This is a genomic window from Frateuria sp. GZRe12 (assembly GCF_051900535.1).
Classification (GTDB): domain Bacteria; phylum Pseudomonadota; class Gammaproteobacteria; order Xanthomonadales; family Rhodanobacteraceae; genus Frateuria_A.
In genome coordinates this window covers 96,347-120,215 of record NZ_JBHZGI010000003.1, presented here as the reverse complement: position 1 = coordinate 120,215, position 23,869 = coordinate 96,347, and the positions used below count along the sequence as shown (strand labels likewise).

General features: G+C 65.0%; 19 protein-coding genes. 14 read left to right on the top strand and 5 right to left on the bottom strand.

What is annotated here, in order from left to right; genetic code table 11:
- Positions 1-5 precede the first annotated feature (5 nt).
- The 3 genes from ybeY (at position 6) to ACFWZ4_RS09090 (ending at position 2,900) form a co-directional block, all read left to right on the top strand.
- The gene (gene ybeY, locus ACFWZ4_RS09100; RefSeq protein WP_439704606.1) at positions 6-497 is read left to right on the top strand and encodes an rRNA maturation RNase YbeY; all 492 of its coding nucleotides are present in this window, start codon (positions 6-8) and stop codon (positions 495-497) included.
- A gap of 260 nt (positions 498-757) precedes the next feature.
- The gene (locus ACFWZ4_RS09095; protein ID WP_439704373.1) at positions 758-1,612 is read left to right on the top strand and encodes an HlyC/CorC family transporter; all 855 of its coding nucleotides are present in this window, start codon (positions 758-760) and stop codon (positions 1,610-1,612) included.
- Entirely contained in the window at positions 1,605-2,900 is a 1,296-nt protein-coding gene (locus ACFWZ4_RS09090) for a lipoprotein N-acyltransferase Lnb domain-containing protein (RefSeq protein ID WP_439704372.1), read from the top strand. The genes ACFWZ4_RS09095 and ACFWZ4_RS09090 overlap by 8 nt, the downstream gene beginning before the upstream one ends.
- On the opposite strand, the gene ACFWZ4_RS09085 is transcribed toward ACFWZ4_RS09090, so the two are convergent.
- On the bottom strand, positions 2,897-4,873 hold the full coding sequence (locus ACFWZ4_RS09085; protein ID WP_439704371.1) for an acyltransferase family protein: 1,977 nt from the start codon (positions 4,871-4,873) through the stop codon (positions 2,897-2,899). The genes ACFWZ4_RS09090 and ACFWZ4_RS09085 overlap by 4 nt on opposite strands.
- Positions 4,874-4,972: 99 nt before the next feature.
- Here ACFWZ4_RS09085 and ACFWZ4_RS09080 point away from each other — a divergent pair, with 99 nt between their 5' ends.
- Positions 4,973-5,962, top strand: coding sequence for a magnesium and cobalt transport protein CorA (locus ACFWZ4_RS09080; RefSeq protein WP_439704370.1), 990 nt, complete (start codon positions 4,973-4,975; stop codon positions 5,960-5,962).
- Between the two features lie 80 nt (positions 5,963-6,042).
- Here ACFWZ4_RS09080 and ACFWZ4_RS09075 read toward each other — a convergent pair whose 3' ends face one another.
- Positions 6,043-8,154, bottom strand: a complete 2,112-nt coding sequence (locus tag ACFWZ4_RS09075; RefSeq protein ID WP_439704369.1) for a prolyl oligopeptidase family serine peptidase — start codon at positions 8,152-8,154, stop codon at positions 6,043-6,045.
- A gap of 162 nt (positions 8,155-8,316) precedes the next feature.
- On the opposite strand from ACFWZ4_RS09075, the gene ACFWZ4_RS09070 reads away from it, so the two are divergent.
- The 9 genes from ACFWZ4_RS09070 to ACFWZ4_RS09030 all read left to right on the top strand — a co-directional run bounded on the left by ACFWZ4_RS09070 (position 8,317) and on the right by ACFWZ4_RS09030 (position 18,750).
- Positions 8,317-8,760 (top strand): pilin, encoded by a 444-nt coding sequence (locus ACFWZ4_RS09070; RefSeq protein ID WP_439704368.1) that lies wholly within the window; start codon positions 8,317-8,319, stop codon positions 8,758-8,760.
- Between the two features lie 329 nt (positions 8,761-9,089).
- Positions 9,090-9,539: a pilin gene (locus ACFWZ4_RS09065; RefSeq protein WP_439704367.1), complete on the top strand. Its 450-nt coding sequence runs from the start codon at positions 9,090-9,092 to the stop codon at positions 9,537-9,539.
- A 65-nt stretch (positions 9,540-9,604) separates the two neighbouring features.
- The gene (locus tag ACFWZ4_RS09060) at positions 9,605-11,866 is read left to right on the top strand and encodes a tetratricopeptide repeat protein (RefSeq protein ID WP_439704366.1); all 2,262 of its coding nucleotides are present in this window, start codon (positions 9,605-9,607) and stop codon (positions 11,864-11,866) included.
- Between the two features lie 99 nt (positions 11,867-11,965).
- The gene (locus ACFWZ4_RS09055) at positions 11,966-13,945 is read left to right on the top strand and encodes a hypothetical protein (protein ID WP_439704365.1); all 1,980 of its coding nucleotides are present in this window, start codon (positions 11,966-11,968) and stop codon (positions 13,943-13,945) included.
- A gap of 43 nt (positions 13,946-13,988) precedes the next feature.
- Positions 13,989-15,269 carry a flippase gene (locus ACFWZ4_RS09050; RefSeq protein ID WP_439704364.1) on the top strand — a complete coding sequence of 427 codons (1,281 nt, stop codon included), beginning with the start codon at positions 13,989-13,991 and terminating at the stop codon, positions 15,267-15,269.
- Positions 15,270-15,299: 30 nt separating this feature from the next.
- Positions 15,300-16,058, top strand: a complete 759-nt coding sequence (locus ACFWZ4_RS09045; RefSeq protein WP_439704363.1) for a class I SAM-dependent methyltransferase — start codon at positions 15,300-15,302, stop codon at positions 16,056-16,058.
- Positions 16,055-16,657 carry an HAD-IB family phosphatase gene (locus tag ACFWZ4_RS09040; RefSeq protein WP_439704362.1) on the top strand — a complete coding sequence of 201 codons (603 nt, stop codon included), beginning with the start codon at positions 16,055-16,057 and terminating at the stop codon, positions 16,655-16,657. The genes ACFWZ4_RS09045 and ACFWZ4_RS09040 overlap by 4 nt, the downstream gene beginning before the upstream one ends.
- Entirely contained in the window at positions 16,633-17,310 is a 678-nt protein-coding gene (locus tag ACFWZ4_RS09035; RefSeq protein ID WP_439704361.1) for an NTP transferase domain-containing protein, read from the top strand. The genes ACFWZ4_RS09040 and ACFWZ4_RS09035 overlap by 25 nt, the downstream gene beginning before the upstream one ends.
- A gap of 3 nt (positions 17,311-17,313) precedes the next feature.
- Complete coding sequence (locus tag ACFWZ4_RS09030) at positions 17,314-18,750, top strand: hypothetical protein (protein WP_439704360.1); 1,437 nt, start codon at positions 17,314-17,316, stop codon at positions 18,748-18,750.
- Here the strand turns inward: ACFWZ4_RS09030 and ACFWZ4_RS09025 are convergent.
- From ACFWZ4_RS09025 to ACFWZ4_RS09015, 3 genes are read right to left on the bottom strand one after another with little or no spacing between them, the layout of a single operon-like run.
- A complete protein-coding gene (locus ACFWZ4_RS09025) occupies positions 18,722-19,861 on the bottom strand; it encodes a glycosyltransferase (protein WP_439704359.1) in 1,140 nt (379 codons plus the stop codon). The genes ACFWZ4_RS09030 and ACFWZ4_RS09025 overlap by 29 nt on opposite strands.
- Positions 19,858-20,934, bottom strand: a complete 1,077-nt coding sequence (locus ACFWZ4_RS09020) for a glycosyltransferase family 4 protein (RefSeq protein ID WP_439704358.1) — start codon at positions 20,932-20,934, stop codon at positions 19,858-19,860. Before ACFWZ4_RS09020 ends, ACFWZ4_RS09025 begins: the two co-directional genes overlap by 4 nt.
- A 58-nt stretch (positions 20,935-20,992) precedes the next feature.
- On the bottom strand, positions 20,993-21,847 hold the full coding sequence (locus ACFWZ4_RS09015; protein WP_439704357.1) for a glycosyltransferase family 2 protein: 855 nt from the start codon (positions 21,845-21,847) through the stop codon (positions 20,993-20,995).
- 290 nt (positions 21,848-22,137) lie between these two features.
- Here ACFWZ4_RS09015 and pilB point away from each other — a divergent pair, with 290 nt between their 5' ends.
- The gene (gene pilB, locus ACFWZ4_RS09010) at positions 22,138-23,862 is read left to right on the top strand and encodes a type IV-A pilus assembly ATPase PilB (protein ID WP_439704356.1); all 1,725 of its coding nucleotides are present in this window, start codon (positions 22,138-22,140) and stop codon (positions 23,860-23,862) included.
- Positions 23,863-23,869 lie beyond the last annotated feature (7 nt).

Here is a 23,869-nt window from a genome sequence, read left to right as displayed (position 1 = left end):
GTGCCATGGCCTCGCGCGCAAAAACCGATATCCCCGCCGTCCACCAGATATCCGTCAGCTATGCAGTTCCACGCGCAGGGCTACCCTCGCCGGCCAGCTTTCGCCAGTGGGTGACGGCGGCACTTCGCGGCGCCAGGCGGCGCAAGCCGGCCGAGGTCGCCATCCGCCTCGTCGATACTGGCGAGGGCCGGGCGCTCAATCGCGACTACCGCGGCAAGGACTACGCCACCAACGTGCTCTCCTTTCCCGCCGAACTGCCGCCCGGCGTGGACCTGCCGCTGATCGGCGACCTGGCCATCTGCGCCCCGGTGGTCGCGCGCGAAGCGGGCGAACAGGGCAAGAAGCCGCGCGACCATTGGGCCCACCTTACCGTCCACGGCACGCTGCACCTGCTCGGCTACGACCACATCGAGAACGCCGAGGCCGAGGCGATGGAGGCGCTGGAAAGGCGCATCCTGGCAGGCTTGGGCATCGCCGATCCTTACGCGCCGCAGTAGTCCCCTCGGCTTGGCCGCCATGGGAGCGCCCTTGGGCGCGACCGCGCTCCCAGCTCGTGCCTCGGCGGCCGCTGAGAAGACAGTCGCGCCCTAGGGGCGCTGCTAGCAAGACCGGCCCCGAACGCTTGAACGAGGACCACGCTTGGCGCCGGCACTCCCACAAGGGGATTGGCACCCGCCCGCTTGTGCCCTGAATCCCCACGCTTTTTCCGCTAGACTCCGGCTTTCCGCCCTTCCACGGCGCGCTCCCACCCGAGTTGATGAACGACGACCCTGGCAGTACCAACGGCCCGGCCCCCCACCGCTCCTGGTGGGACCGCCTGGGCCACCTGTTTTCCGGCGAACCGCGCAACCGCGACGAACTGATCGAGGAGCTGCGCGCCGCCCAGGCCAACGGCCTGCTCTCCAACGACACCCTCACCATGGTCGAGGGTGCGCTCAAGGTCACCGAACTCAGCGTGGACGACGTCATGGTCCCGCGCGCGCAGATCGTGATGATCGCGGCCGAAGCCTCGCTGCACGACATCCTGGCCAAGGTGGTCGAATCGGGCCATTCGCGCTTCCCCGTGCACGGCGAGGACAAGGACGAGATCATCGGCATCCTGCTGGCGAAGGACCTGCTTAAGTATTTCGGCAACGGCGAAGGTTTCGACCTCGGGCTGCTGCTGCGCCCCGCGGTGCTGATACCCGAGTCGATGCGCCTGAACGTGCTGCTGGCCGAGTTCCGCCGATCGCGCAACCACATGGCGCTGGTGGTGGACGAATACGGCGGCGTCGCCGGCCTCATCACCATCGAGGATGTGCTTGAGCAGATCGTCGGCGAGATCGATGACGAGCACGACGACGAGGACGAGCCCAGCCTCATGCACGAGCTGCCCGGCGGCGGCTGGATGGTCAGCGCGCTCACCCCGATCGCCGACTTCAACGAAGATACCGGCGCAAGCTTCTCCGACGAGGAATTCGACACCGTCGGCGGCATGGCGACCGCCGAATTCGGCCATCTGCCGGAAGTGGGCGAGGAAGTGGTGTTCGGCGGCTACCTCTTCATCGTCACCGAAGCCGACGACCGGCGCGTGCAACAGTTCCGCGTGAACCGGCAGCCGACCGATGGCTGAGGCCCTTCTTGCAGGCGCGCACCCCGTGCGCGACCGCAAGCCCCGCAATTCCCCGGTCGCGCGAGGGGTTCGCTCCTGCATCGGCGGAATCTGGCTGTGCCTGTTGCTCGCGCTCGCCTTCGCCCTTCCCGCCCACGCCGGTGTCGCCAACGCCCCGGGTGCCAACCTCGAAGTCTCGCTGGTCACCTACGGTCCTGGCGACACCTACTGGGAGCGCTTCGGCCACGATGCCATCGAGCTGCGGGATTCGGTCAGCGGCGAGGCGTACAACTTCAACTACGGTGTATTCGATTTCGACGAAAGCGGCTTCCTGCTCAATTTCGCGCGCGGCCGCATGCACTACCTGATGGACGCCGCGCCGACCACGCAGGACGAGGACTGGTACGTACAGGCAGGCCGCTCGGTCACCCGCCAGCGCCTGGATTTCACCCCGAAGCAGGCTTCCGCGCTGCGCGATTTCCTGCTGTGGAACCTGCGCCCGGAAAACGCGCGCTACGACTACGACTACTACGTCGACAACTGCACCACCCGCGTGCGCGATGCATTGGACCGCGCGCTCGGCGGCGTGCTGAAGGCCCAGCTCAGCGCACGTCCCGGCGGCATGACCTATCGCCAGCAGACGGCCCGCCTGATGAGCGCCCAGCCCTGGCTGATGCTGCTGCTCGACCTCGGACTCGGACCGTACGCCGACCAGCCGCTCAACGCCTGGCAGGAAAGCTTCCTCCCCGGCGTGCTTTCGAACCAGCTGGCCACGGCGACGATTAGCGGGCCGCAAGGCGCGCATCCGCTGGTGACCGCCGGCGAACTGGTCTCGCCCAACCGCCTGGACACCCCGCCGGCCACCGCACCCGACCTGCGCCTGCCGCTGGCCCTGGCCGGCCTGGTTGCAGCCGCCATCCTGCTGCTCGCCCGCCGCTTCTGGCCCACCGGCTTCACCGTGCTCGCCGCGCTCTACCTTGTGTTCGCGGGGCTGGCCGGGATCGGACTGCTCATCCTGTGGCTGCTGACCACCCACCACGCCGCGTGGGCCAACGCCAACCTGCTGCTGTTCAACCCGCTCGCGCTGGCCCTGCTGCCATCCGCGTGGCGCGCGAGGCGCGGCCTGCCCGCCTCGCGCCTGGCCGATGCCACGCTCCTGCTGCAGCTGTTCGCCCTGTTGGCTGCCGTGCTGCTGCACCTCCTTCCCGGCACCGTTCAGCAGAACCAGCTTTGGCTGCTGTTCGCGCTGCCGGTGTGGCTGGCGATGGCGGCGGCACTCCGCAACACGCGTGGAGTTACGAAAGGTTAATTGCCGGCAAAGGCCTTCTGCTCGAGTTCAGCTGAAAAGGCTGGTGCAAGCGATTCGGCGAAACTTGCCGTCATGTGCTGCGCGTCCCGGAAGACGATCAATCCGCCGAGCTGGGCGTCACACACCCCGTGCGGACAGACGCGTGCGTTGAGGTCAATCACGGATACGTTTGGATAAGGTCGAGCGGCTTCCTGTAGCCAGCCGTAAACTGCATCGTTTGTCCGATCAGTCCCGGGGGCAGAGCAGGTTCCGAACGCTCCTAGCCATTCAGGTCGCCCCTGGCGGGCCGCCAGACAATCCGGGCCATCGAACGGCAGATGCGGGGTACTGCGCAGCAGATAGACCTGTCCTTTGGCGGAGGCCAAGGGGGCAAGGACTCTTGCCGTCCCTTCGACCCATTGGCGGGCGGTGAGCGCGTACGTAGATACCGAGCCCAGAATGACCACGTCAGGTTTCAACTGGACCAGGTACTCAAGTGCACGTTTGCGCCAGATCGAGCACTCGTCGTACATCCGACCGATGCGCTCGTAGAAGATGGGCTCGTCCACCATTGGGCAAGACGACTTGGTGATGACCAGCAGGCGCCAGTCCGGTTTGCTGTACGCACGTGCGGCCGCCGGAAACCATTGCCCGGCCACGCTATCGCCAAAGAGCACCGCCGTGTGGTGGGCCTGATGCGCACCGAACCCGCAAACGCGGAGCCTGTCGCTTGAGTACCAGTCGTCGCAACCCATGCGGTAAATGATCGGCGCATCCGCGTGTGCGTCCGCGAGCCGCCTGTACTGCGGGCTTCGCGACAGATCCGAGGCATGGTTGTACCAGCGCAAGCACATGATGCCCGCAAGCCCCATCACCCCCAATGCCACCGCAATGGTCATGCGTGGCCTGGCCAACCATATGGACCGATGCCTCGTGGGCGTCTCCACCCACAGGTGCGAAGTCACAGCCAGCACCAGGGAAGCTGCAATGGCGGATATCCGTACGACTGCACCGTTGGTGGGGTACAAGGTGTGGGCGAGCAGCAGCAAGGGCCAATGCCACAGGTACCACGGATAGGAGATGTGGCCCAAAGCCTGTAGCGGGCGCCAGCCAAGCACTCGCGAGACACGTGTCTGGCACACGCCAGCCGCGATGAGGGCCGTCGCCCCTACGGTCGGCATTACGGCCCACCCACCGGGGTAGGGCGTGTTGGGAGAGAGCAACAAGGCCGACCCAAGGATGGCCGCCAGCCCGACCCAGCCGACCTTGCCCAGCCAGGCCCCCTTCCAAGCGGTCACCCCATTGGCGGGGGCCTTGAAACACAGCCAGACAAGCGCGCCGGCTGCAAATTGCCAGGCTCGCAACGGCATCAGGTAAAACGCCAGCCGCGGCGAGGCGTAAGTCAGAGCGATGCAGGCGATAAGGCTGGCGGCTACGACGATACCCATCCCGAGGATCAGACGACGCCGAGCTCCTTCCAGCCCTTCCCCTCCGAAGCGCCCAGCCAGTCCCACCAGCAGTGCCGGCCACAACAAGTAGAACTGTTCCTCCACGCCGAGCGACCATGTGTGCAGGAAGAGGCTGGCTTCCGCGCCGCTCGAGAAATAATCGAGACGGCCAAAGGCAAAGTGGACATTGCTGAGCCAGAATGCGGCGCTCGCCGCGGCGGTGGCCTGTTTCTGCTGGTCGGTTGGCGCCAACAGAAGCACTGCCAGCAAACTCACGACGAGCAGCATCGTCAAAAGCCCCGGCAGAAGCCGCCTAAGCCTGCGAACGTAAAAGTCGCTCAAGCGAACCCTGCCAGCCTCCGCCAACTCGCGGAGCAGCAGACCGGTAATCAGATAACCGGAGAGGACGAAGAAAACGTCCACGCCCACGAATCCACCGGCCAGCCATGGAACCCCTGCGTGCGCCGCGACTACCAGCAGGATGGCAACCGCACGCAAGCCTTCCAGGTCCGGCCTGTAACCCAGCCGGTATTCGTTTGCACGCATCACAGTTCCCCCTCAACCGGCGCATCATTGCATAACTCGCCAGCACTCCCGTGCTCATAGTCGATGCCAACCTTCCATGGCTGCGCTTACTATTTGCCGATGCCTACTCCCCACAACAACTCCGTAGTGAATTGCGTGGCCTACCGGGATGATGGCTCCCGCATCGGAGCCATCGACCTGGATGCCATCAGCGATGTACTGCAAGAGCCGGGCACCTTCGTCTGGCTAGGACTGCATGAGCCCGATGCTCCCCTGCTGCTGAAGCTGCAGGAAGAATTCGGCCTGCACGACCTGGCCGTCGAGGACGCGCACAAGGCGCACCAACGCACCAAGCTTGAGGCCTATGGGGACTCGCTCTTCCTTGTGGTGCAGACCGCCCAGGTGGTCGACGGCAGCATGGCGTTCGGCGAGACGCAGATCTTCTTTGGAGAGCGCTACCTGCTGACCGTCCGCCACGGGGCCTCGCTCTCCTACGCACCGGCCCGCCGCAGCTGCGAGCAGGCGCACGAACTTATGCAAAACGGTCCGAGCTATGGCTTGTACGGTGTGCTTGACTTCATCGTCGACAACATGCTCCCGATCGTTCGAGATTTCCGCGAAGAGTTGCACCGCCTCGAGGCGGATATCTTCGCGGAGACATTCAAGCGCAGTACGGTGCGCCGCCTGTACGACATGCAGCGCGACCTGACCACGCTGCGCCTGGCGGTCGCTCCACTCCAGGACATCACTAACCAGTTGGTGCGCATGCACCCGCAACTGATTCCCGATGAGTTGCGGCCCTATTTCCGCGACGTCTACGACCACGTGACGCGCGTCAACGAGTCGATCAGCGCCATGCGCGAGATGCTGGCCGCCGCGATCAACGTCAACCTCTCGCTGGTCACCTTCGGCCAGAACGAAGTCATGAAGCGCCTGGCCGGCTACGCCGCGCTGCTTGCCGCGCCTACCCTGATCACCAGCTGGTACGGCATGAACTTCACCCACATGCCTGAGCTGGACAAGCCGTGGGCGTATCCGCTGATGATCGTGCTGGTGGTTGGCGTGGTGGGCGGGATCTACACCTGGCTGAAGCGGGTGAAGTGGCTATAAGCGCACCTGTGCGCGACCACCATACGCAACCCGCCAAGCACACAAGACAACGGCGGCCCGAAGGCCGCCGCTGGGATGGATCAATGGGTGGTGGCGCTCCCGCCACTCCCCGACGTCCACCGCTTCAACCACGCATTCACCGTCTCATGCCACATCACGCTGTTCTGCGGCTTGAGCACCCAGTGGTTCTCGTCCGGGAAGGTCAGGAACTCGCTCGGGATGCCCTGGCGCTGCAACGCGGTGAAGGCGCCCAGGCCCTGGGTGATCGGGATGCGGAAATCGTTCCCGCTGTGGACCACCAGCATCGGCACGCGCCAGTCCTTGACGTGGTTGATCGGGTTGAAGCGCTCGTAGTTCTGCGGATGGTCGAACTGCGTGCCGCCGTTCTCCTTCTCCTCGAACCACAGTTCTTCGGTGGCGTAATACATCATCCGCGCGTCGAACACGCCATCGTGGTCGACCAGGCATTTCCACGGCTGGTTCCACACGCCTGCCATCCAGTACACCATGTAGCCGCCGTAGCTGGCGCCCAGCGCGCAGGCGTTGTCGCCATCAAGAAAGCTGTACTTATCCAGCGCAGCCTTCCAGCCGGCCTTGAGATCTTCCAGCGGCTTGCCGCCCCAGTCGCCCGAGATCGAATCGGTGAACGCCTGGCCGTAGCCGGTCGAGCCGTGGAAGTTCACGGTCACCACCGCAAAGCCCTGCCCCGCGTAGGTCTGCGGGTTCCAGCGATAACTCCAGTCGTTGGTCATCGCGCCCTGCGGGCCACCGTGGATGATGAAGGCGACCGGGTACTTCCGGCCGCGCTTGTAGCCCACCGGCTTGACGACGTAGCCCTGCACGGTTTCGTTGTTCCAGCCCTTGAAGGTGAAGAATTCGAAGTCGCCGGTCTTCGCATTCTTCAGCCGCTCGGCGTTGTAGTGCGTGACCTGCCTGAGGCCGCGGCCGTTGGCGTCGGCCAGGTACAGGTCGACCGGACGCTTGAGGTCGTCGCGCGCCAGCAGCAACTTGCCGCCTTCCAGCGAGTAGCCGCCCACCGAACCTTCGCCCACCAGCTTGGTGACCTTGCCGCTGGCCGCATCGATGGCGAACAACGGATGCTGGCCCTCGTCGTCGGCACTGGCGTAGAGCGTCTTGCCATCGTCGGCGATCGTGAGCGCGCCGGCCGAGCGATCCCATTGCGGATCGATCTCGCGCGTGGCGCCGCTCTGCAGGTCCATCGCCATGATCGCGAAGCGGTCAGCTTCGAAACCCGGCTCCTTCATCGCCAGGTAGTACAGCGTCTTGCCGTCCGGCGACGGCACCGGGTTCGCGTCCCACGCCTTGTTCGCCTCGGTCAGGTTCTGCGGCGCGGCCGAGCCGTCGGCGGGCACGCGGTAGAGATCGAAGTTGGTCGACCACGGTTCGCTGGTACCGGCGATGCGCACGTCGAAATACACCGTGCTGCCGTCCGGCGAAAACGCGAACTCGCTCTCATCGCCGAAGGGCTTGCTCGGGATGTCGCCATCGATGCCGCGGCTGAGCAGCGTCGGCTCGGCCGGCAGCATGCCCTGGGCGTCGAAGCGGGCGGCGTACAACTGGTTGCGGCGACCGTTGGCCCAGGTGTCCCAGTGGCGCACGAACAGCTTGTCGTAGACGGTGCCGGTGGCCTTGTTCTTCTCGCGGCCGTCGATGCGCTCCTTGGTGCACGCCAGGTCCGCGCAGTCGGTGTAGACCTCGTAGGAAAGCAGCACGCTCTTGCCGTCCGGCGAGAGCCTGTAGCCGCCCAGGTCCAGCGAACCGCGGCTGACTTGTACCGCGGCCTTGTGCCCGGCGAAGTCGAGCTTGTCGCCCGCACCGAAGTCCAGCCGCCACAACTGCGAGACGCCGTTGGCCGAGGCCATGTAATAGAGGCTGTGCCCGTCGGCCGACCAGCGCGCGGAGCTGCCCTTGTCCGCCACCTTGACCGGCTCGCCACCCTTCTTCAGGTCCAGCACGTAGATCGCGTTGACGCCTTTGTTGGCGGCGTAATCGGTGCTGCGCACACCGAAGGCGGCGTACCGGCCGTCGGGCGACAGCTGCGGGTCGCTGACGCGCTCCATCATCACCAAATCGCGCACGTTGAACGGGTGCGGGGCGTGGGTTTCCAGGTCGACGGCCAGCGCCGGTGTGGCGAGCAGGCCCAGTGCAAGCGCGACGAACAGCGGCTTCATGGCATTCCCTTTCGGTTGATCAGCGGATGACGGTACGGGGAGGCACACGGGGACGCAAGGAAGGCATCCCACATACGGCTGCGTGCGGTGCGTCACATGCAGTGCGGATATCTTGGTATGGAATCTGCCTCGTTTACGCGTCCATCACAGGGGAGTTCCACCATGCAGCGCACAAAGGTCGCGCACGGTTTCACTTTGATCGAACTGATGATCGTGGTCGCGATCATCGCCATCCTCGCCGCCATCGCCATCCCGGCCTATCAGGATTACACCATCCGGGCACAGGTGACAGAGGGGGTAAGCCTGTCTACCGGGGCCAAGGCGGCCGTTTGGGATTTTGTATCGAACAAGGGCCACTTTCCGCAGACCAATGCCTCGGCAGGCCTGGCGACGGCGACCTCGATCAAGGGCAGCTACGTGTCGAGCGTCGACGTGACAGGCGGCAGGATCGAGGTCGCTTTCCAAGGGCCCAAGGCCAACGACCAAATTCACAACGTCGCGCTCGTGCTTTCGCCGATCACCTACAGCGGAAGCATCGCCTGGACCTGCAGTGGCGCCGGCACGACGCTACCCGGCAAATACCTCCCATCGGCATGCCGTCGTTGACGACCGGAGACGCCTGGCTGACAAACTTGGGCACTACATGCCGCTTTTAGGCAGCCCGTCAGATGTTGCCGGCGTCACGCTTCTTCAACCGGGCACTACGGCAGGCACACAGGTTGTAGACATTCGTGACGACGTGCACAATCGCCCCGCCTACAGCTATGCGGCAATAACGGAGCAGTGGGCGTGGCACGCAAACTGCTTCGTACACCGCGAGCTTCCTGGTCGTTCCTGACCGCGCATGTGGGGTCCGATTCCGCCTAGGGGGATCCGGGACCGGGGCTCAGGGGGCAACAAAACGGTTAGCTAACCAGCAAAACAGAGGAACCACCATGAAGAAGAATCTGCAGAAAGGCTTCACCCTGATCGAGCTGATGATCGTGGTCGCGATCATCGCCATCCTGGCCGCCATCGCCATCCCGGCCTACCAGGATTACACCATCCGCTCGCAGGTCTCCGAGGGCATGAGCCTCGCCGATGGCGCGAAGACCGCGATGAGCGAGTTCTACAACAACAAGGGCCACTTCCCGCAGGCGAACGAATCGGCTGGCATTGCTTCTGCCGCCAGCATCACGGGCAACTACGTGTCCGAAGTGAACATCGGCACCACGCCCGGCCAGATCCAGGTCACCTACAGCAACACCGCGCCGCAGAAGGCCAACGACAAGATCAACAGCGACATCCTGATCCTGTCGGCCATGACCAGCGCCGGCAGCATTTCGTGGACCTGCAGCTCCACGACGCTGGAATCCAAGTACCTCCCGTCCTCCTGCCGCCAGTAAGCGACAGGCCGGATGCAGCAAAGCCAGGGCCGCCACGTGCGGCCCTGTTTTTTTTTTGAGGCGCCATGGATCACACCAAGTTCAAATGCGCAATCGGCTTTGCCTTGGTGCTGGTGATGGGCTGGCTCGTCTACCGCCCCGGGCTGTCCGGCACGTTCCTGTTCGACGACTTCGCCAATCTGCCGGCGTTGGGCCAGACGGGCCCGGTCGACGACGCCGCCACGTTCTGGCGCTTCGTCACAAGCGGCTATGCCGACCCGACCGGTCGCCCCGTCGCACTCCTTAGCTTCCTCCTGGATGCGCGCGACTGGCCCGCCCCCGCCCTGCCGTTCAAGCGCACAAATCTCTTCCTGCACTTGCTCAATGGATTGCTGCTGTTCCTGTTGCTGCGGCGTCTGGGCAGCGAAGGCGGCCCTTTCATGCCCGACAGGGCGCGCCGCGTCGACGCGGCTGCAGGCCTGGGCGCCGCCTTCTGGTTGCTTCACCCGCTTTTCGTATCGACGACGCTGTACGTCGTCCAGCGCGAAGCGATGCTTCCGACGTTGTTCACGCTGGCGGGCCTGCTCGGCTGGCTTCGCGGGCGCAAGCGGCTCCAGCGCGGGGCCTTGGTCCCAGGGGTGCTCTGGCTTGTATGGGGCCTCGGCTTCTGCACGCTGCTAGCCACGCTGAGCAAAGCCAACGGCGCCTTGCTCCCGGCCCTGGCCTTGACGATCGAGTACTCATTCCTGCGCCCCTGGACGTTCCAAAGTCCGTCCGCAGAGCGCACGAACCCGCTTTACGGTCGGCTCATGTTCGTGCTGGCCGCCATTCCCTCTGCGGCCATTGCCGCGTACCTCTTGTATGTGGGATGGAGGGGAATCGCCCATGGCATCTCCGCGGCAAGGCCTTGGTTGCTGACGCAGCGACTGCTCACCGAGCCGCGGGTTCTGCTCGACTATCTCGACCTTCTCTGGCTGCCGCGCCCGTTCACTCCCGGGCTGTTCAACGACCAGATCCATGCATCGACTGGATGGTGGTCGCCGATCAGCACCCTGCCGGCGCTGCTGGCGATCACGGGCCTGGTCGTCGCCGCCGTTGCGTTGCGCCGACGCTTGCCCGCGCTGGCGCTGGCCATCCTTTTTTTCTTCGTCGCGCAGTCGATCGAGTCCAGCACGGTTGCGCTCGAACTCTTTTTCGAGCACCGGAATTACCTGCCGGCCATCGTGATGTTTTGGCCCCTTGCCCTCTGGCTATGCGATGCGAACCAGACGCCAGGCGGGTCCGCCCGCCGTTCCGACGACCTGGAGCAGCCCGCCAGAGGGCGGTTCAAGGCCGCCCTGACACTGGTGCTCATCGCTGGCCTGGCGAGCATGACGTACGCCCGGGCGGCGTTGTGGGGCAACACGCACGACCAGGCCCTGTTGTGGGCAAGGCTGAATCCTTCCTCGCCCCGCGCCCAGGCTTACGCGGCACAGGCAGAGATGGCCGCCGGGCGCCCCGAGCGGGCGACCGCCCGTCTCCGTGACGCCCTGGCGCAAGCCCCCGACGAGATTCAGCTGTCCCTGAACCTGCTGGCCGCGGAGTGTCAGTCGGGGCATATCAGCGACAGCAGCATGGAGGCGGCCGCCCGATCGCTGCGGACGAGCCGGAATACCGGTACCCTTCTCGAACACTGGTTCGAACGGGCGCTGGAGCAGACAAGCCGGCCACCCTGCCCGGAATTGAACCTTTCGAACCTGGCTACCCTGCAGGCGGCTGCCAGCGCAAACGAAACAATCATGGCCTTACCTAGCCATGCGCAGGAGCTGAAGCACCTGCAGGGCCGCATCGACCTGATGCGAGGCTATCCCGATAAGGCGTTGTCCGATTTCAACGGGGCACTGGATCGTCAGGTACGTATCGAGGCGGCACTTCAGCAAGCGGCATTGCTGGGCGCCTCTGGCTACCCGGAACTCGGACTGGCACACCTGGCCCACTACGAAGCATCGGCAGATGGTCCGAACGCCTACCGCCCCCCCCTCGGCATGGCGCGCGTGCATGCATGGGTACTCCGGCGGCAGGGATACTGGGATCGCGAGATGGATCGTTTGCACGCCACGCTCCGCGAGGACGCCGCGGAGAAGCAGCGATCGGGCGGGACCGGTGCCCTCTACCCACCGGACACCGGCGTGGCAGGGACAGGGTTCGCGAGCGGCGTACCGGCGTCACAAGCTCAACCGAATCCAACGGCCTCACCTATTCCCTCTGGCGGGGAGGAGATGCGTCCCGGCAGCGCCTGGACAACTCGAACGGCCAACCCTGCCGATCCGCTCCAGGCCGCACCGCGGTTCGATGGCGGGCATCGGTAATGGTGGCGCAACCGCCGGCCAGGCGTGTGCCGCGCGGTACACTGCAAAGGCGGGTATAGGTAAGGCAAGGACCGAATGACTTCTTCAAGCGAAGCCCCCATGCGAGCATCCGGACGCACCTGGGTCCTGATGGGGCTGGCCTTCCTACTCGTCGTCATCGTGTATCGGGCGGGCCTGACGGGCGGTTGGCTGTTCGACGACTACCCAAACATCGTCGACAATCGTGGCGTGCAGCCGGCCGAGGCGAGCGTGTCCAGCCTCGTGCGCGCCGCCCTTTCGTCCCCTTCCAGCGAGTTCAAGCGACCCTTGGCCTCGTTGAGCTTTGCGGCGAACTACCTGCTCTCGGGCCTCGATCCCTACTGGATGAAGGTCACCAACCTGCTCATCCATCTGCTGAACGGCCTGCTGGTTTTCCTGCTCGCGCGACGCCTGTTTCCCCTTGGGGATTCCTCCGTGCTACCCGGACCGATGCCCAGGATCTCGCCCCAAGGGCTCGACCGGGACGGTCTGCTCGCCGCCCTGGTTGCGACCGCCTGGATGGTTCTTCCGATCAATCTCACGGGCGTGCTTTATGTCGTGCAACGCATGGAGAGTATGGCCAACGCTTTCGTGCTACTCGGGCTGCTGGGCTACGTCGCCGGCCGCCAGCGCATGATGGCCGGCGGCCGTGGCCTGCTGCTGTGCGCTGCCAGCGTCACGGTCCCGGCAATCCTCGGCCTGTTGGCCAAGGAAACGGCGGTGATGCTGCCGTTGTACGCATGCCTGATCGAATGGGTGATGCTCCGCTTCCAGCGCACGTCCCTGTCGCCGGAAAAGGACGCGCGGGTGCCGCTGCTGTTCACGTGCATCCTGGCCATCCCTCTGGCGATAGGTCTGGCCTGGATGCTGCCGCGCATCCTGTCGCCTGCTGCGTTTGCGACACGCGACTTCACGCTCTCGGAGCGGCTGTTCAGCGAGGCGCGCATCGTGGTGGATTACATCGTCTGGAGCCTGTTGCCTACGCCCGAAGCGTTGTCCTTCTACCACGACGACTTCAAGGTCTCGACCGGTCTTCTCACCCCGTGGAGCACGCTCGCCAGCATGGTCGTGCTTGTGCTGATGGCAGGCGCCATCTTCTGGTTTAGGCGACGACGGCCGCTGGTGGCGCTCGGCTTGGCGCTATACCTGGGTTGCCACCTGCTGACCGGGACGATCCTCCCGCTGGAGCTGGTGTACGAACACCGCAACTATTTCGCCAGCCTCGGGCTGCTCCTGGCAATCGTGCCATTGCTCGCTGCGCCAGGCCGATTGGCGCACGAAAGTCCTCGCGCGACGACGCCCGGCGGTGCCCACGATCCGCTGCCCATGCCTTTGCTCCGCTACGCGTTGATGGCCGGACTGCTCGTGTTCTGGATGGCGGAGACCGCCCTCTCCGCCTACGCGTGGGGAAGCCCGCTTCGTCTTGCCGAGGAGCTCGCCGCGCGAGCTCCCGAGTCTCCACGCGCCCAGTACGAGCTGGGTCGTACCTACATCATCCTGTCGCACTACGACCCCCAGTCGCCTTTCACGCAACTGGCATACGCGCCTCTCGAGCGAGCCATGAACCTACCGGACTCCTCGATCCTTCCCGAGCAGGCGCTGATCTTCATGAATGCCCGCATACACCGGCCGCTCAAGGGCAGCTGGTGGGACAGCATTGTCGCGAAGCTCAAGGCACGCAAGCCGGGGGTGCAGGATGAAAGCTCGCTCGGCGCGTTGACCAAATGCCAGGTCGAACGGTTGTGCGACCTGCCGAAGGGCCGCATGGTACAGGCTTTCCTCGCGGCGATCTCGCACCCTCGCCCCTCGGCGCGAGTGCTCGCGATGTACGGTGACTATGCCTGGAATGTCCTGGGAGACCATGAGCTCGGAAGGCGTATGACCGCTGACGCGGTCGAAACGCAGCCGGCGGAGCCGGCCTACCGGATCACCTTGGTGCGCATGCTCCTGAGCCAGGGGCGATCCGGCGATGCACGCCAGGCGCTGGAGGGACTGCAATCACTGAACGTCGGTGGCCGCCTGGATGCGGACATAGCCGCACTTCGTTCCCAGTTGCCTTGACGAGAAGGTTGCAGGTCGTGCGCCCAATGCAGGGGATGAACCGGTGAGCGGCATTGCCAGGCGGATCCGCGCCGCCGTCGGAACCGGCACGCTCCGTCGTTCCGTGGCGGGAACCGCCGCGGTAAAGGTAGGGGCCATGGGCGTGGCCTTCCTCTCCAGCCTCGTATTCGCCCGTTCGCTGGGTCCGCAGGGCTACGGCCTTTATGCCTACCTGCTCTCATGGGTCGCCGTAGTAACGATTCCTGCAAGCCTCGGCATACCGGGTTACCTTGTGAGGGAAGGCGCCCGCTCTCCGCAACAAGGCCGGGCGCTGCTCCGCTGGGCCGACCGGCGCATCCACCTGAGCGGCGCATTGGCCGCGATGCTCCTCGCAGGCGGCTGGTTGCTCCCGGACGCGGCCGACGCTCGCTGGCTTTTCCTCCTGGCCGCCCCGGTGCCCTGGCTCACCAACCTCAGCGGTGTCCGCCAGTCGTTGCTGCAGGCACACGGCTGGATCGTACGGAGCCAATGGCCACAGTTGCTGCTGGCGCCGTTGGCCATCGTCGTGGCGGCCGGCGCGCTTTGGCTAGGGCGAGGGAGCGTTTCGGTCAGCGAGCTCATGGTGATCTCCGGCCTGGCCGCGCTGCTGCCGCTCGCCATGAATGCCTACCAGTTGCGAGCCTTGCGGCAGCCCTCCCTTGGCGAGGTCAGGAGCGACCGGATTTCCCAGGCGCTTCCGTTCATGTGGCTCAACGCCCTCTTCCTGGTGAACAGCCGCACGGACCTAATCCTGCTCGGTGCGATCAAGGGGACGCACGAAGCGGGCATTTACGCGGTGGCGGCCCGCGCGGCGGAACTGGTTTCCTTCTTTCTCGCGGTCGTGAACATCGCGATAGGCCCACGCATTGCGCAACTGCACAGCAGGGGCGAGACAGGCCAGTTGCAGGCATTGGCAACGACGTCTGCCCGCTACGTGTTCCTGGTAGCTGCGGTACTGGCGACAGTCGCCATCGCTGGGGCCGGGTTCCTGCTGCGGCATTTCTACGGCGAGGCGTTCGCCGGAGGCACGATGAGCCTCCGCATCCTGGCCCTGGCCCAGCTCCTTTGCGCACTTGCCGGACCGGTCGGCGTCCTGCTGAACATGACCGAGCACACCGCGGCTTCCGCCCGCGCCTTCGCCTTGAGCGCCGCGCTGAATGTCGCGATGATACTTGCGCTCGTTCCGACCTTCGGGGCCGTCGGGGCGGCCACGGCGACAGGGTTGAGCACCGTATTCTGCTGCTGGCTACGATGGTCGATGGTTCGACGGCATCTGGGCATTCGTCCGAGTTGCCTCGGATTCTGACGCCACACTTCAACCCATCACGATAGGCACATGGCGCGAATAACGACTCCACCGAATGAAGGCGAGCAGCCGCATATCGCGCGCGAAGACGTTTACGGCTTCTTCGAGAACCGTGCCGCGCGAATCGACTCGCTCGGGCCCGTTCGCGCGGTCATCTACCAGGACAATCACCCCGACCTGGCCGAACGCAGGGACCGCGCCGAGAAGGAGCGGCTGCTTCCCATGCTCATGCTCGAAGGCGCGCAGCGCCTGCTCGACATCGGGTGCGGCACCGGAAGGTGGGCCGGCGATCTAATTCCTTCCTGCCGGCATTACCACGGTATCGACTTCAGCCCCGGTCTGGTGGCCCATGCAAGCCAACAGTTTTCAGAGCACGGGAACGCCCGGTTCTCCGTCGCATCGGCCGATGACTTTTCACTCGCGCGTCTGGGCGAAGTCGAACCGTTCGACCGCATCCTGTGCTGTGGCGTGCTGATCTATCTCAATGACGACGAGGTCATGAACGCCTTTCGCTGCATGGCTGCCAGCAGTGCACCCGAGACCCGGATTCTGCTGCGCGAACCCATGGGCACGCAGGGCCGCCTGACGCTCCAGAAGCATCATTCGGACGAACTCCAGCACGATTACAACGCGATCTACCGCACGCGCGACGAACTAGTGCGTTTGCTGCAGGCATCGATCCCGGGGGCGGGCTTCGCCATTCGCGCGGAAGGCGACCTGTTCCTCGATGTGTCCCTGAACAACCGCGCCGATACCCGCCAGCGCTGGATGATCCTGGAGCGTCCATGAGCACGGCCTTCTGCTTCGACCTGGATGGCACGATCTCGACGCTCGAAATCCTGCCTTGCATCGCGGCCGAACTAGGTGTTGCGGAAGAGATTGCCACTTTGACGCAGTTGACCATGGACGGGTTGATCCCATTCACCGACTCGATGCGACTGCGGACACTGATCCTTGGCCAGGTCGCGGTGGAGCGTGTACGTGAAATCGTGCGGGCGGTCCCCCTGGATCGCGCACTCACCGATTTCCTGCGCCAGCATCCGGCGCAGAGCTTCGTCGTTACCGGGAACCTGGATATCTGGGTCGAACCCCTGCTGCAAACCCTTGGCTGCCGCTGGTTCTGCTCGGAGGCTGCACACGACCAAGGGAGGCTGCGCCTCATGCGGGTGCTGGACAAGGGCCAAGCCGTCAGGGACCTCCGCGCCACAGGCCGCTTCGACCGCATCGTCGCGATCGGCGATGGCGCCAACGACGTACCCATGCTGCGGGATGCGGATGTGGCGATCGCGTACGGCGGCGTCCATGCGCCGGTCCACGCGACGATAAGCGCTTCCGATTTCGTCATCCACCATCCGGACTCCTTATGTACCCTGTTGAAGGCGCTGTAATCGCTTGCGCCGGCCTGGGCTCCCGGCTGGGGCTTGGCCTGCCCAAGTGCATGATCGAAATCGGTGGGCGAACCATCCTGTCCAGGCTGATCGAGTCGCTTTCGGCACGCGTGCCGCGGATACATGTCGTCGTCGGCTATCGCGAGGAACTGGTCATCGAACATTGCGCGCGGTTCCACCGGGAGGTGATCCTCGTGCGCAGCCCCTCTTTCCGCGACACCAACACGGCTCACAGCCTCCGGCTCGGCAGCGTCGGGTTCAAGCGCAAGGTGCTCTACCTGGACGGCGACCTGATCCTGGATGAGTCAACACTGGATCGGTTCATGACCCGCGCGGCGGAAGTCGATCTCCTGGTGGGGGCTACTCGCGCCAAGAGTGAACAGGCTGTATTCGTCTCGACCGAATCCGACCTGGACGGCCAGCCGGTATCGGTCACCGGCTTCCACCGATCGCCTCCGTCGAGCCTGGAATGGGCCAACGTGTTCGCGGGCTCGCCGGCATTGCTGCAGGAGGGCAACCGGTTCGTCTACGAGTGCATCGAGCCGGAACTTCCGGCCGCGGCGACCCGGATCGACCTCTTCGAGATCGATACCCCGGACGACCTCGCCACCGCCACGTCCGCGCTCGCGGCAAATGCGTTTCCCTCCGCGTAAGCCATGCCGCCGGAACCATGCCGCGCGCTGTTCCTGCTCCAGCGGCCGGAGGCCTGGGTCAACTTCGCCTCGATCTACGAGGCGATGCTCATGGATGATCTCTTCGAGCCGACCGTCTGGCTGTTGCCTTACAACGCGGGCGATCCGGCCCTCAGCCAGTCCAGACAGCCGGTCGCCCGCGACCTGCTCGCCGCCGAGGGAATCGCATACACGGAATGGCGGGCCGGGATGGTTCCCACCTCGCGCGAGTTCGACGTGGTGGTGTTCGGACACCCCTATGACCGGGAACGGCCGGCGGAGCTCTGGTTCGACCGCGTCGCCGCACAGATACCCGTGACTGTGTACGTCCCTTACGGCCTGGCGATGGGCGGAGGGCGAAAGAATCTGCGGTTGCAGTTTGCGCAGCCGACCCAGGTACGCGCCTCACTCGTGGTCGCTCGCTCGGACATGGAGCGAGAGCTCTACGCCGCGTACTGCCCTGGAGGGCAAGACCACGTGCAGGTGCTTGGGCACCCTCGATTCGACAGGCTCCAGCGGGAACTTGCCAGCCCTCCTCCCGACGATCTTGTCCAGCAGGTTGCAGGGCGCAAGGCGGTACTCTGGAACACGCATTTCAGTTTCGGTCCGGAGCACTCGCAGTCCTCGAACTTCTCGACCTTCGATCTGCTGGGGCCGGAAATCTTCCAGTTCGCACGCGATCACAAGGCTCGCTTCTGCCTTATCTGGCGTCCCCACCCGGGGTTATGGCCTGCCCTGCTACGCAACGGCTTGCTCACGGCCGATGATTTGCCGGTGCTTCGGGAAGAGCTCGCTGTGGAGGGGATCGTACTGGACGAACGGCCCCAGCACGCGCCCGCCTTCGCGGTCTCGGACGCCTTGATCACCGATGCCGGTTCGTTTTTGCTGGAGTACCTGGCGACCAACAAGCCGGTTCGCGCGCTGATCAATCCGGAAGGCGAGCCGCTCAATGAAGAAGCGGCGTTGCTCGTTGCCGGCTATGGCAGCATCTCGTCGCCGGACGACCTGAACGCCTTCCTTGAAGGGTTGTTGGCCGACGCGGTGGATGCTCCCGATCCGGCTCTGGTGCACCGCCATCTTCCCTTGCTCGACGGGAAGGCCGGCGCACGGGTCGTGCGCGCTATCGCCAGGTTGGGCGAGTTGGAGGAGCTCACCCTTCCGGAGCGCCTCCCGGTTGTCCCTATATGCAAGGCCGCATCCGGCATGGCGGAAACCGGTGTGACCTCCCAGCCGCACGGCACGCCTACGCTCGACCAGCTCTGCAGCAGGCTGTGGGCCTTGCGGGACAAAAAGCGCGCGGAAAGCCGCTGGCACAAGGCTGCGCGCCGCGCAGCCAAGGGCTTGCGAACCAGTGCGGTCGAGTGGGCCAAGTTGCATCCGGCCTTGCACCACCTCATCGCGAGGGCGCGCGCAGGCCGCTAACTGGGTGCGTCTCACCCGCGGCAGGCTGCATTCCCGAAAAAGCCTGGATGGCAATCGTCTTCCAGTCCATGTCCTGCGGCATGGTCGCGAGGACCGGCGTGGTCAGCTGCAGATGCAGGCATCTGGCGAGGTCGCCCGGATCCCCTGGCTCCGCCAATCTGTCCCGGAGAGCCCATGCCTGCTCCGGAAAGTTGTTCGTGAAATTCGGCGTGCGTGTGGTCACCACCGGACGCACGGCGGCTAGCGCCTCGGCGATCTTGTTGGAGGCGCCGGCATCCATGAAGGCGGAGCGGCGGTACGGCACCGCCAGCACGTCGCAACAGGCAAGCGCGCGTGGCATGTCCTCAAAAGGGACATTGCCGAGGTAACGTACGCCCGGTTGCCCGGTCCGGGTTCGACCGCAGTTTCCGCCCAGTAGCAGCTCGACGGGCAATCCCTCGGCGCGGAGCAACCCGACTGCCTCGATAAGGTCCTGCACGCCACGGTCCGGCTCCATGCTCCCGAAGTACCCGACGAGGCGCTTTTCCAGCGGCAGGCCAAACAGGAGCCGTGAGGCATCCTTTTCCAGTGGGTGGAACCGTCCGGTGTCCACGCCGTTGGGGACAAGAAGGCTGGATCCGCCTAGTGGTGCAATCTGGCTCTGCAATGTCCGGCTGGCAAAAAACCGGACATCGGCATCACGCAGCAACCCACCAAACAGGTCCTTCCCGAAGGGCCTTCGGTAAGCTCCGAACTCGTCGTACTTGTCGTAGACATCGAAAACGAAGCGTGCAGGCAAACGCCGCGCAAGCCATCGACCGAGCGTGCCGATGTAGCAATCGCCGCTTGCGACCACGAGGTTCGGGCGGCCCACGGAGGATGCCCTCAGGTAATAGCGTGCCAGGCGTCCGAGCCAGGCAAGCCCCCGTACCGGGGTAGAGATGACCTGCAGCGAACCATCCTGGCTGCGCTCGGCAGTGCGGCCGTGGTAATCGAGGAGCCACAAGCTGACTGACACGTTCTCGAGGCACGACCAGTGCCGGGGAAGCTGGTAGATCCGGCCGTATCGCTCGGTCAGCGCGTCCCGGTTGGTGTAATGCCGCTTTCCGATGAAGAGCACGTTCACCGTCATAGGCCAAGTGCCCTTGCGATCCGGTCGCCGAACAGCGGCCAGGCAAACGCCTTCGCGAACTCGATAGCCGACCTGCCCAGAACCTCGCGCCGTTCCAACACGTCGAGCACGGCCAATGCAAACGACGGATAGTCTCCCGGAGCGACCAGCCGTCCGGAGCGGGACTCGTCCACCGCATCCACCACGCCCCCGGTCGCGAAGGCGACCGTCGGAAGGCCGTGGGCGGCAGCTTCGATGGCCACCATGCCGAATCCCTCGGGATCGGATTGGATCTGCCTGACCGGGAAGACGTGCACGTCGGCCGACCGGTAGACCTCGGCAAGTCGACGACGATCGGTGATCACGCCCAGGAAGACCACGTGGTCATTCACGCCGGCACGCACTGCCGCCTGGCGGATGCTTTCGGGACTCTGGCCGGTCGCGTGCAGCGCCTCGGCGGGCACGTCGCCGACCACCAGTAGCTTCGTGCCCGGTCGATCCGCCACGATGCGCGGGAGCGCTAAGGAAACGAATTCACGCAACCCCTTGCGAGAACTAAGTCGCCCCACCGATAGGAGCAGTGGCCCTTCACCCAGTTGCAGATCATGGCGCAGCGAGCAGGGCACTTGGGCAGCAGGTCCATCCGGCAATTGGACACCCGGATGGACCACTTCGATCGAATCCGCACGCACGCCCGCTTCCTCGGCCATCGCGCGGGAAGCCTGGCTGTTGACGACCACCCGATCCAGCCGGCGAATGGCCGGCAACCAGATGTGCCGGTACACCGCATGCGGGGCCACGATATCCAGCCCGTGCAGGTACACCGCGCCGAGGGCGCCACTTGCTTTAGCGGCAAGCAGAGCGGCCACCGCGGTCAACCCACTGCCTGCCAGCACGACCTGCGGTCTGAATCGCATCGCCTCGCGCAGCGCCGCGAACTGGCAGCCAAGCAGGAAACGCCATAGCGGTCTCTGGGGTACCTCGCGAACCTCCGCATCGTCAGGGACGAGCGCCGCGCAGCCCGACGGGCCGATGATGCGCACGTCAGCCCACCGCATGAGCTCCGCCGCCATATGCCAGTTGAGCTGCTCCATTCCTCCCACGAGCGGAGGCAAGTTCCGGGTGATCAGGAGAACCCGGGGGCGCCTCGCTTCAGTCATCGCGGCGGTAGGTGAGCGAGGTGATCTGTTCGGAGACGAGCCCGATGAGGAAGACGATGACTGCGGCGCTCCACAGCATCGAGCTACCGTTGGTCAGGCGCCCGGAGTGCAGATAGGTCCAGAGGTAATTCAGGCATCCCAGCAGGAAGAACAGCACGCTCGCCGGCGCGAACAGCTTCAGCGGCGAGTACAACGTGGCGATCTTGAAGATGATCAGCAGGAACCTCAAGCCATCCCGAAGCGGCCGGATGTGGCTCTTGCCCACGCGCTGGGCCGCCTTGATGGGCACGTAGGCCACCGGGTAGGCGCTGCGGAAGAAGGCCATGGTGCTGGTGGTGGGGTAGGAAAACCCGTTGGGCAGCAGGTAGAGAAATTCACGGAATCGATCCGCACGCACGGCGCGGAAACCCGAAGTCAGGTCCAGGACCGGGTGGCCAGTCATGTGCGTAGCTAGCCAGTTGTACAGCGTGTTGGCCAGGCCGCGCCCGACGCCCGCCTGGCTGCCCCAGTCGCGCGCGCCGATCGCCATGTCGTAGCCATCCTGCAATCGGGCCAGCAGGCGATCGATGTCGGCAGGGTCGTGTTGGCCATCGCCGTCCATGAAGACCAGGCATTCGCCTCGCGCCGCCCGCGCGCCACGCTTGATCGCCGCGCCATTGCCCATCGAATAGGGCGAGGACAGGCAGTCGACCTCGTTGGCCGCGCAGATGGCCCGCGTGTCGTCCGTCGAGCCGTCGTCGACCACGATGATTTCCGCGTCCGGCTGCGCGATACGCAGCGCCGGCAGCAGGCGGGCGAGCGCCCCCGCTTCATTTTTCGCGGGCAGGATGATGCTCAGGCGTTTCAAATTGGTTCCCCCGGGTATCGGTTGATCATAACGCGGGGCACAACAGCGAAGGACGCCCACCCTCGCTGGCACGCCCGCCTCTGTGCCGGACGGCACATTTTGCGGCGGCAGCTCCCGCGCGCCTGTATCACCACGCCGCCGTTGCGGAAACGGCGTAGCCCGCCGGGCTATTTGTGACACGCGTGGCGGCTTTCGGCGCTTCGGATCCGCCCCCGGCGGCACCAGATGACCGCGCCGCATTTCTAAGGTAAATTCCTTGTCAATAAGGGGGCTTAAGGCCGGAATCTATCATGTCATCCCAATTGCAACCGTCGCTCGCGGGCCTGACCGGTATGGCGCGTCGCCTAGTGTCCGAGGGCGTGCTGCCAGAGACGGATGTCCGCAAGGCGGTCGCCGATTCGGCCCAGCAGAAAATCTCGCTGGCGGCCTGGCTCCTCGATCACGGGCTGGTCGAGAGCGCCAGGCTCACCCAGGTGGCCTCTGCCGAGTTCGGCATGCCGATGATGGACGTAAGCACGATCGCCTCATCGTCCATGCCTGTGAACCTGATCAGCGAAGCGCTGATGACCAAGCATCAGGCACTGCCGCTGTTCAAACGTGGCAAGCGTCTGTTCGTGGGTATCGCCGACCCGATGCAGTCGCACGCGCTTGACGAGATCAAGTTCCATTCCAACTGCATGGTCGAGCCGATCCTGGTGGAGCGGGGACAGCTGTCCCGCGCCATCGATGGTGCGCTCGCGGCGGTAAGCGCGACGATGCCCGAGATGGGCAGCGACGAGTTCGACGACCTGTCGCTGGATACAGCCGACGAGGATGTTGCCGACAGCACGGGCATCGACGCCACCGGCGGCGACGACGCGCCGGTGGTCAAGTTCGTCAACAAGATCCTGGTCGATGCGATCCGCCGCGGCGCCTCGGACATCCATTTCGAGCCGTTCGAGACCAACTTCCGCGTGCGCCTGCGCATGGACGGCATGCTGCGCCCGGTGGCCAACCCGCCGATGAAAATGGCCAGCCGCATCTCCTCGCGCCTGAAGGTGATGGCCGGCCTGGACATCGCCGAACGCCGCGTACCGCAGGACGGCCGCATCAAGCTGAACCTCTCCAAGAGCCGCTCGATGGACTTCCGCGTGAGCACGCTGCCCACGCTGTTCGGCGAGAAGATCGTGCTGCGTATCCTGGACAGCTCCTCGGCCAAGCTGGGCATCGACAAGCTCGGCTACGAGGAGGCCCAGAAAAAACTCTATCTGGACGCCATCCACAAGCCCTACGGCATGGTGCTGGTGACCGGCCCGACCGGTTCGGGCAAGACGGTGTCGCTGTACACCGCGCTCAACATCCTCAACACGCCGGAGCGCAACATCTCCACCGTCGAGGACCCGGTCGAAATCCGCGTCGAGGGCATCAACCAGGTCCAGCAGAACGTAAAGCGCGGCATGACCTTTGCCGCGGCGCTGCGCTCGTTCCTGCGCCAGGATCCGGACGTGATCATGGTCGGCGAGATCCGCGACCTGGAAACCGCCGAGATCGGCATCAAGGCGGCGCAGACCGGTCACATGGTGCTCTCCACTCTGCACACCAATGATGCGCCGCAAACCATCGCCCGCCTCATGAACATGGGCATTCCGCCCTATTCCATCACCTCATCGGTGACGCTGGTGATTGCCCAGCGGCTGGCTAGGCGCCTGCACGATTGCAAGAGGCCGCAGAACCTGCCGCCGCACGTGCTGCTGGCCGCCGGCTTCAGCCAGGACGACATCGATGCGGGCCTGACGCTGTACGAGGCGGTCGGCTGCGAGCACTGCAACGAAGGCTACAAGGGCCGAGTGGGCATCTACCAGGTCATGCCGATGACCGAAGAGATCCAGCAGATCGTGCTTCAGGGGGGCAATGCGCTGCAGATCGGAGAGGTCGCACGCAAGATCGGCGTCAACGACCTGCGCGCCTCGGCGCTGCTGAAGGTCAAGGCCGGGGTCACCAGCCTGGCCGAGATCGATCGCGTCACCAAGGATTGAGAAACGG

Excerpts from the sequence above, each read along its gene's own strand:
- ACFWZ4_RS09045 (WP_439704363.1), top strand. The coding sequence starts at position 15,300 with ATGGCGCGAATAACGACTCCACCGAATGAAGGCGAGCAGCCGCATATC.
- ACFWZ4_RS09055 (WP_439704365.1), top strand. The coding sequence starts at position 11,966 with ATGCGAGCATCCGGACGCACCTGGGTCCTGATGGGGCTGGCCTTCCTA.
- ACFWZ4_RS09030 (WP_439704360.1), top strand. The coding sequence starts at position 17,314 with ATGCCGCCGGAACCATGCCGCGCGCTGTTCCTGCTCCAGCGGCCGGAG.
- pilB (WP_439704356.1), top strand. The coding sequence starts at position 22,138 with ATGTCATCCCAATTGCAACCGTCGCTCGCGGGCCTGACCGGTATGGCG.
- ACFWZ4_RS09095 (WP_439704373.1), top strand. The coding sequence starts at position 758 with ATGAACGACGACCCTGGCAGTACCAACGGCCCGGCCCCCCACCGCTCC.
- ACFWZ4_RS09090 (WP_439704372.1), top strand. The coding sequence starts at position 1,605 with ATGGCTGAGGCCCTTCTTGCAGGCGCGCACCCCGTGCGCGACCGCAAG.
- ACFWZ4_RS09085 (WP_439704371.1), bottom strand. The coding sequence starts at position 4,873 with ATGCGTGCAAACGAATACCGGCTGGGTTACAGGCCGGACCTGGAAGGC.
- ACFWZ4_RS09025 (WP_439704359.1), bottom strand. The coding sequence starts at position 19,861 with ATGACGGTGAACGTGCTCTTCATCGGAAAGCGGCATTACACCAACCGG.
- ACFWZ4_RS09070 (WP_439704368.1), top strand. The coding sequence starts at position 8,317 with ATGCAGCGCACAAAGGTCGCGCACGGTTTCACTTTGATCGAACTGATG.
- ACFWZ4_RS09075 (WP_439704369.1), bottom strand. The coding sequence starts at position 8,154 with ATGAAGCCGCTGTTCGTCGCGCTTGCACTGGGCCTGCTCGCCACACCG.
- ACFWZ4_RS09065 (WP_439704367.1), top strand. The coding sequence starts at position 9,090 with ATGAAGAAGAATCTGCAGAAAGGCTTCACCCTGATCGAGCTGATGATC.
- ACFWZ4_RS09040 (WP_439704362.1), top strand. The coding sequence starts at position 16,055 with ATGAGCACGGCCTTCTGCTTCGACCTGGATGGCACGATCTCGACGCTC.
- ACFWZ4_RS09080 (WP_439704370.1), top strand. The coding sequence starts at position 4,973 with ATGCCTACTCCCCACAACAACTCCGTAGTGAATTGCGTGGCCTACCGG.
- ACFWZ4_RS09060 (WP_439704366.1), top strand. The coding sequence starts at position 9,605 with ATGGATCACACCAAGTTCAAATGCGCAATCGGCTTTGCCTTGGTGCTG.
- ybeY (WP_439704606.1), top strand. The coding sequence starts at position 6 with ATGGCCTCGCGCGCAAAAACCGATATCCCCGCCGTCCACCAGATATCC.
- ACFWZ4_RS09020 (WP_439704358.1), bottom strand. The coding sequence starts at position 20,934 with ATGGAGCAGCTCAACTGGCATATGGCGGCGGAGCTCATGCGGTGGGCT.
- ACFWZ4_RS09035 (WP_439704361.1), top strand. The coding sequence starts at position 16,633 with ATGTACCCTGTTGAAGGCGCTGTAATCGCTTGCGCCGGCCTGGGCTCC.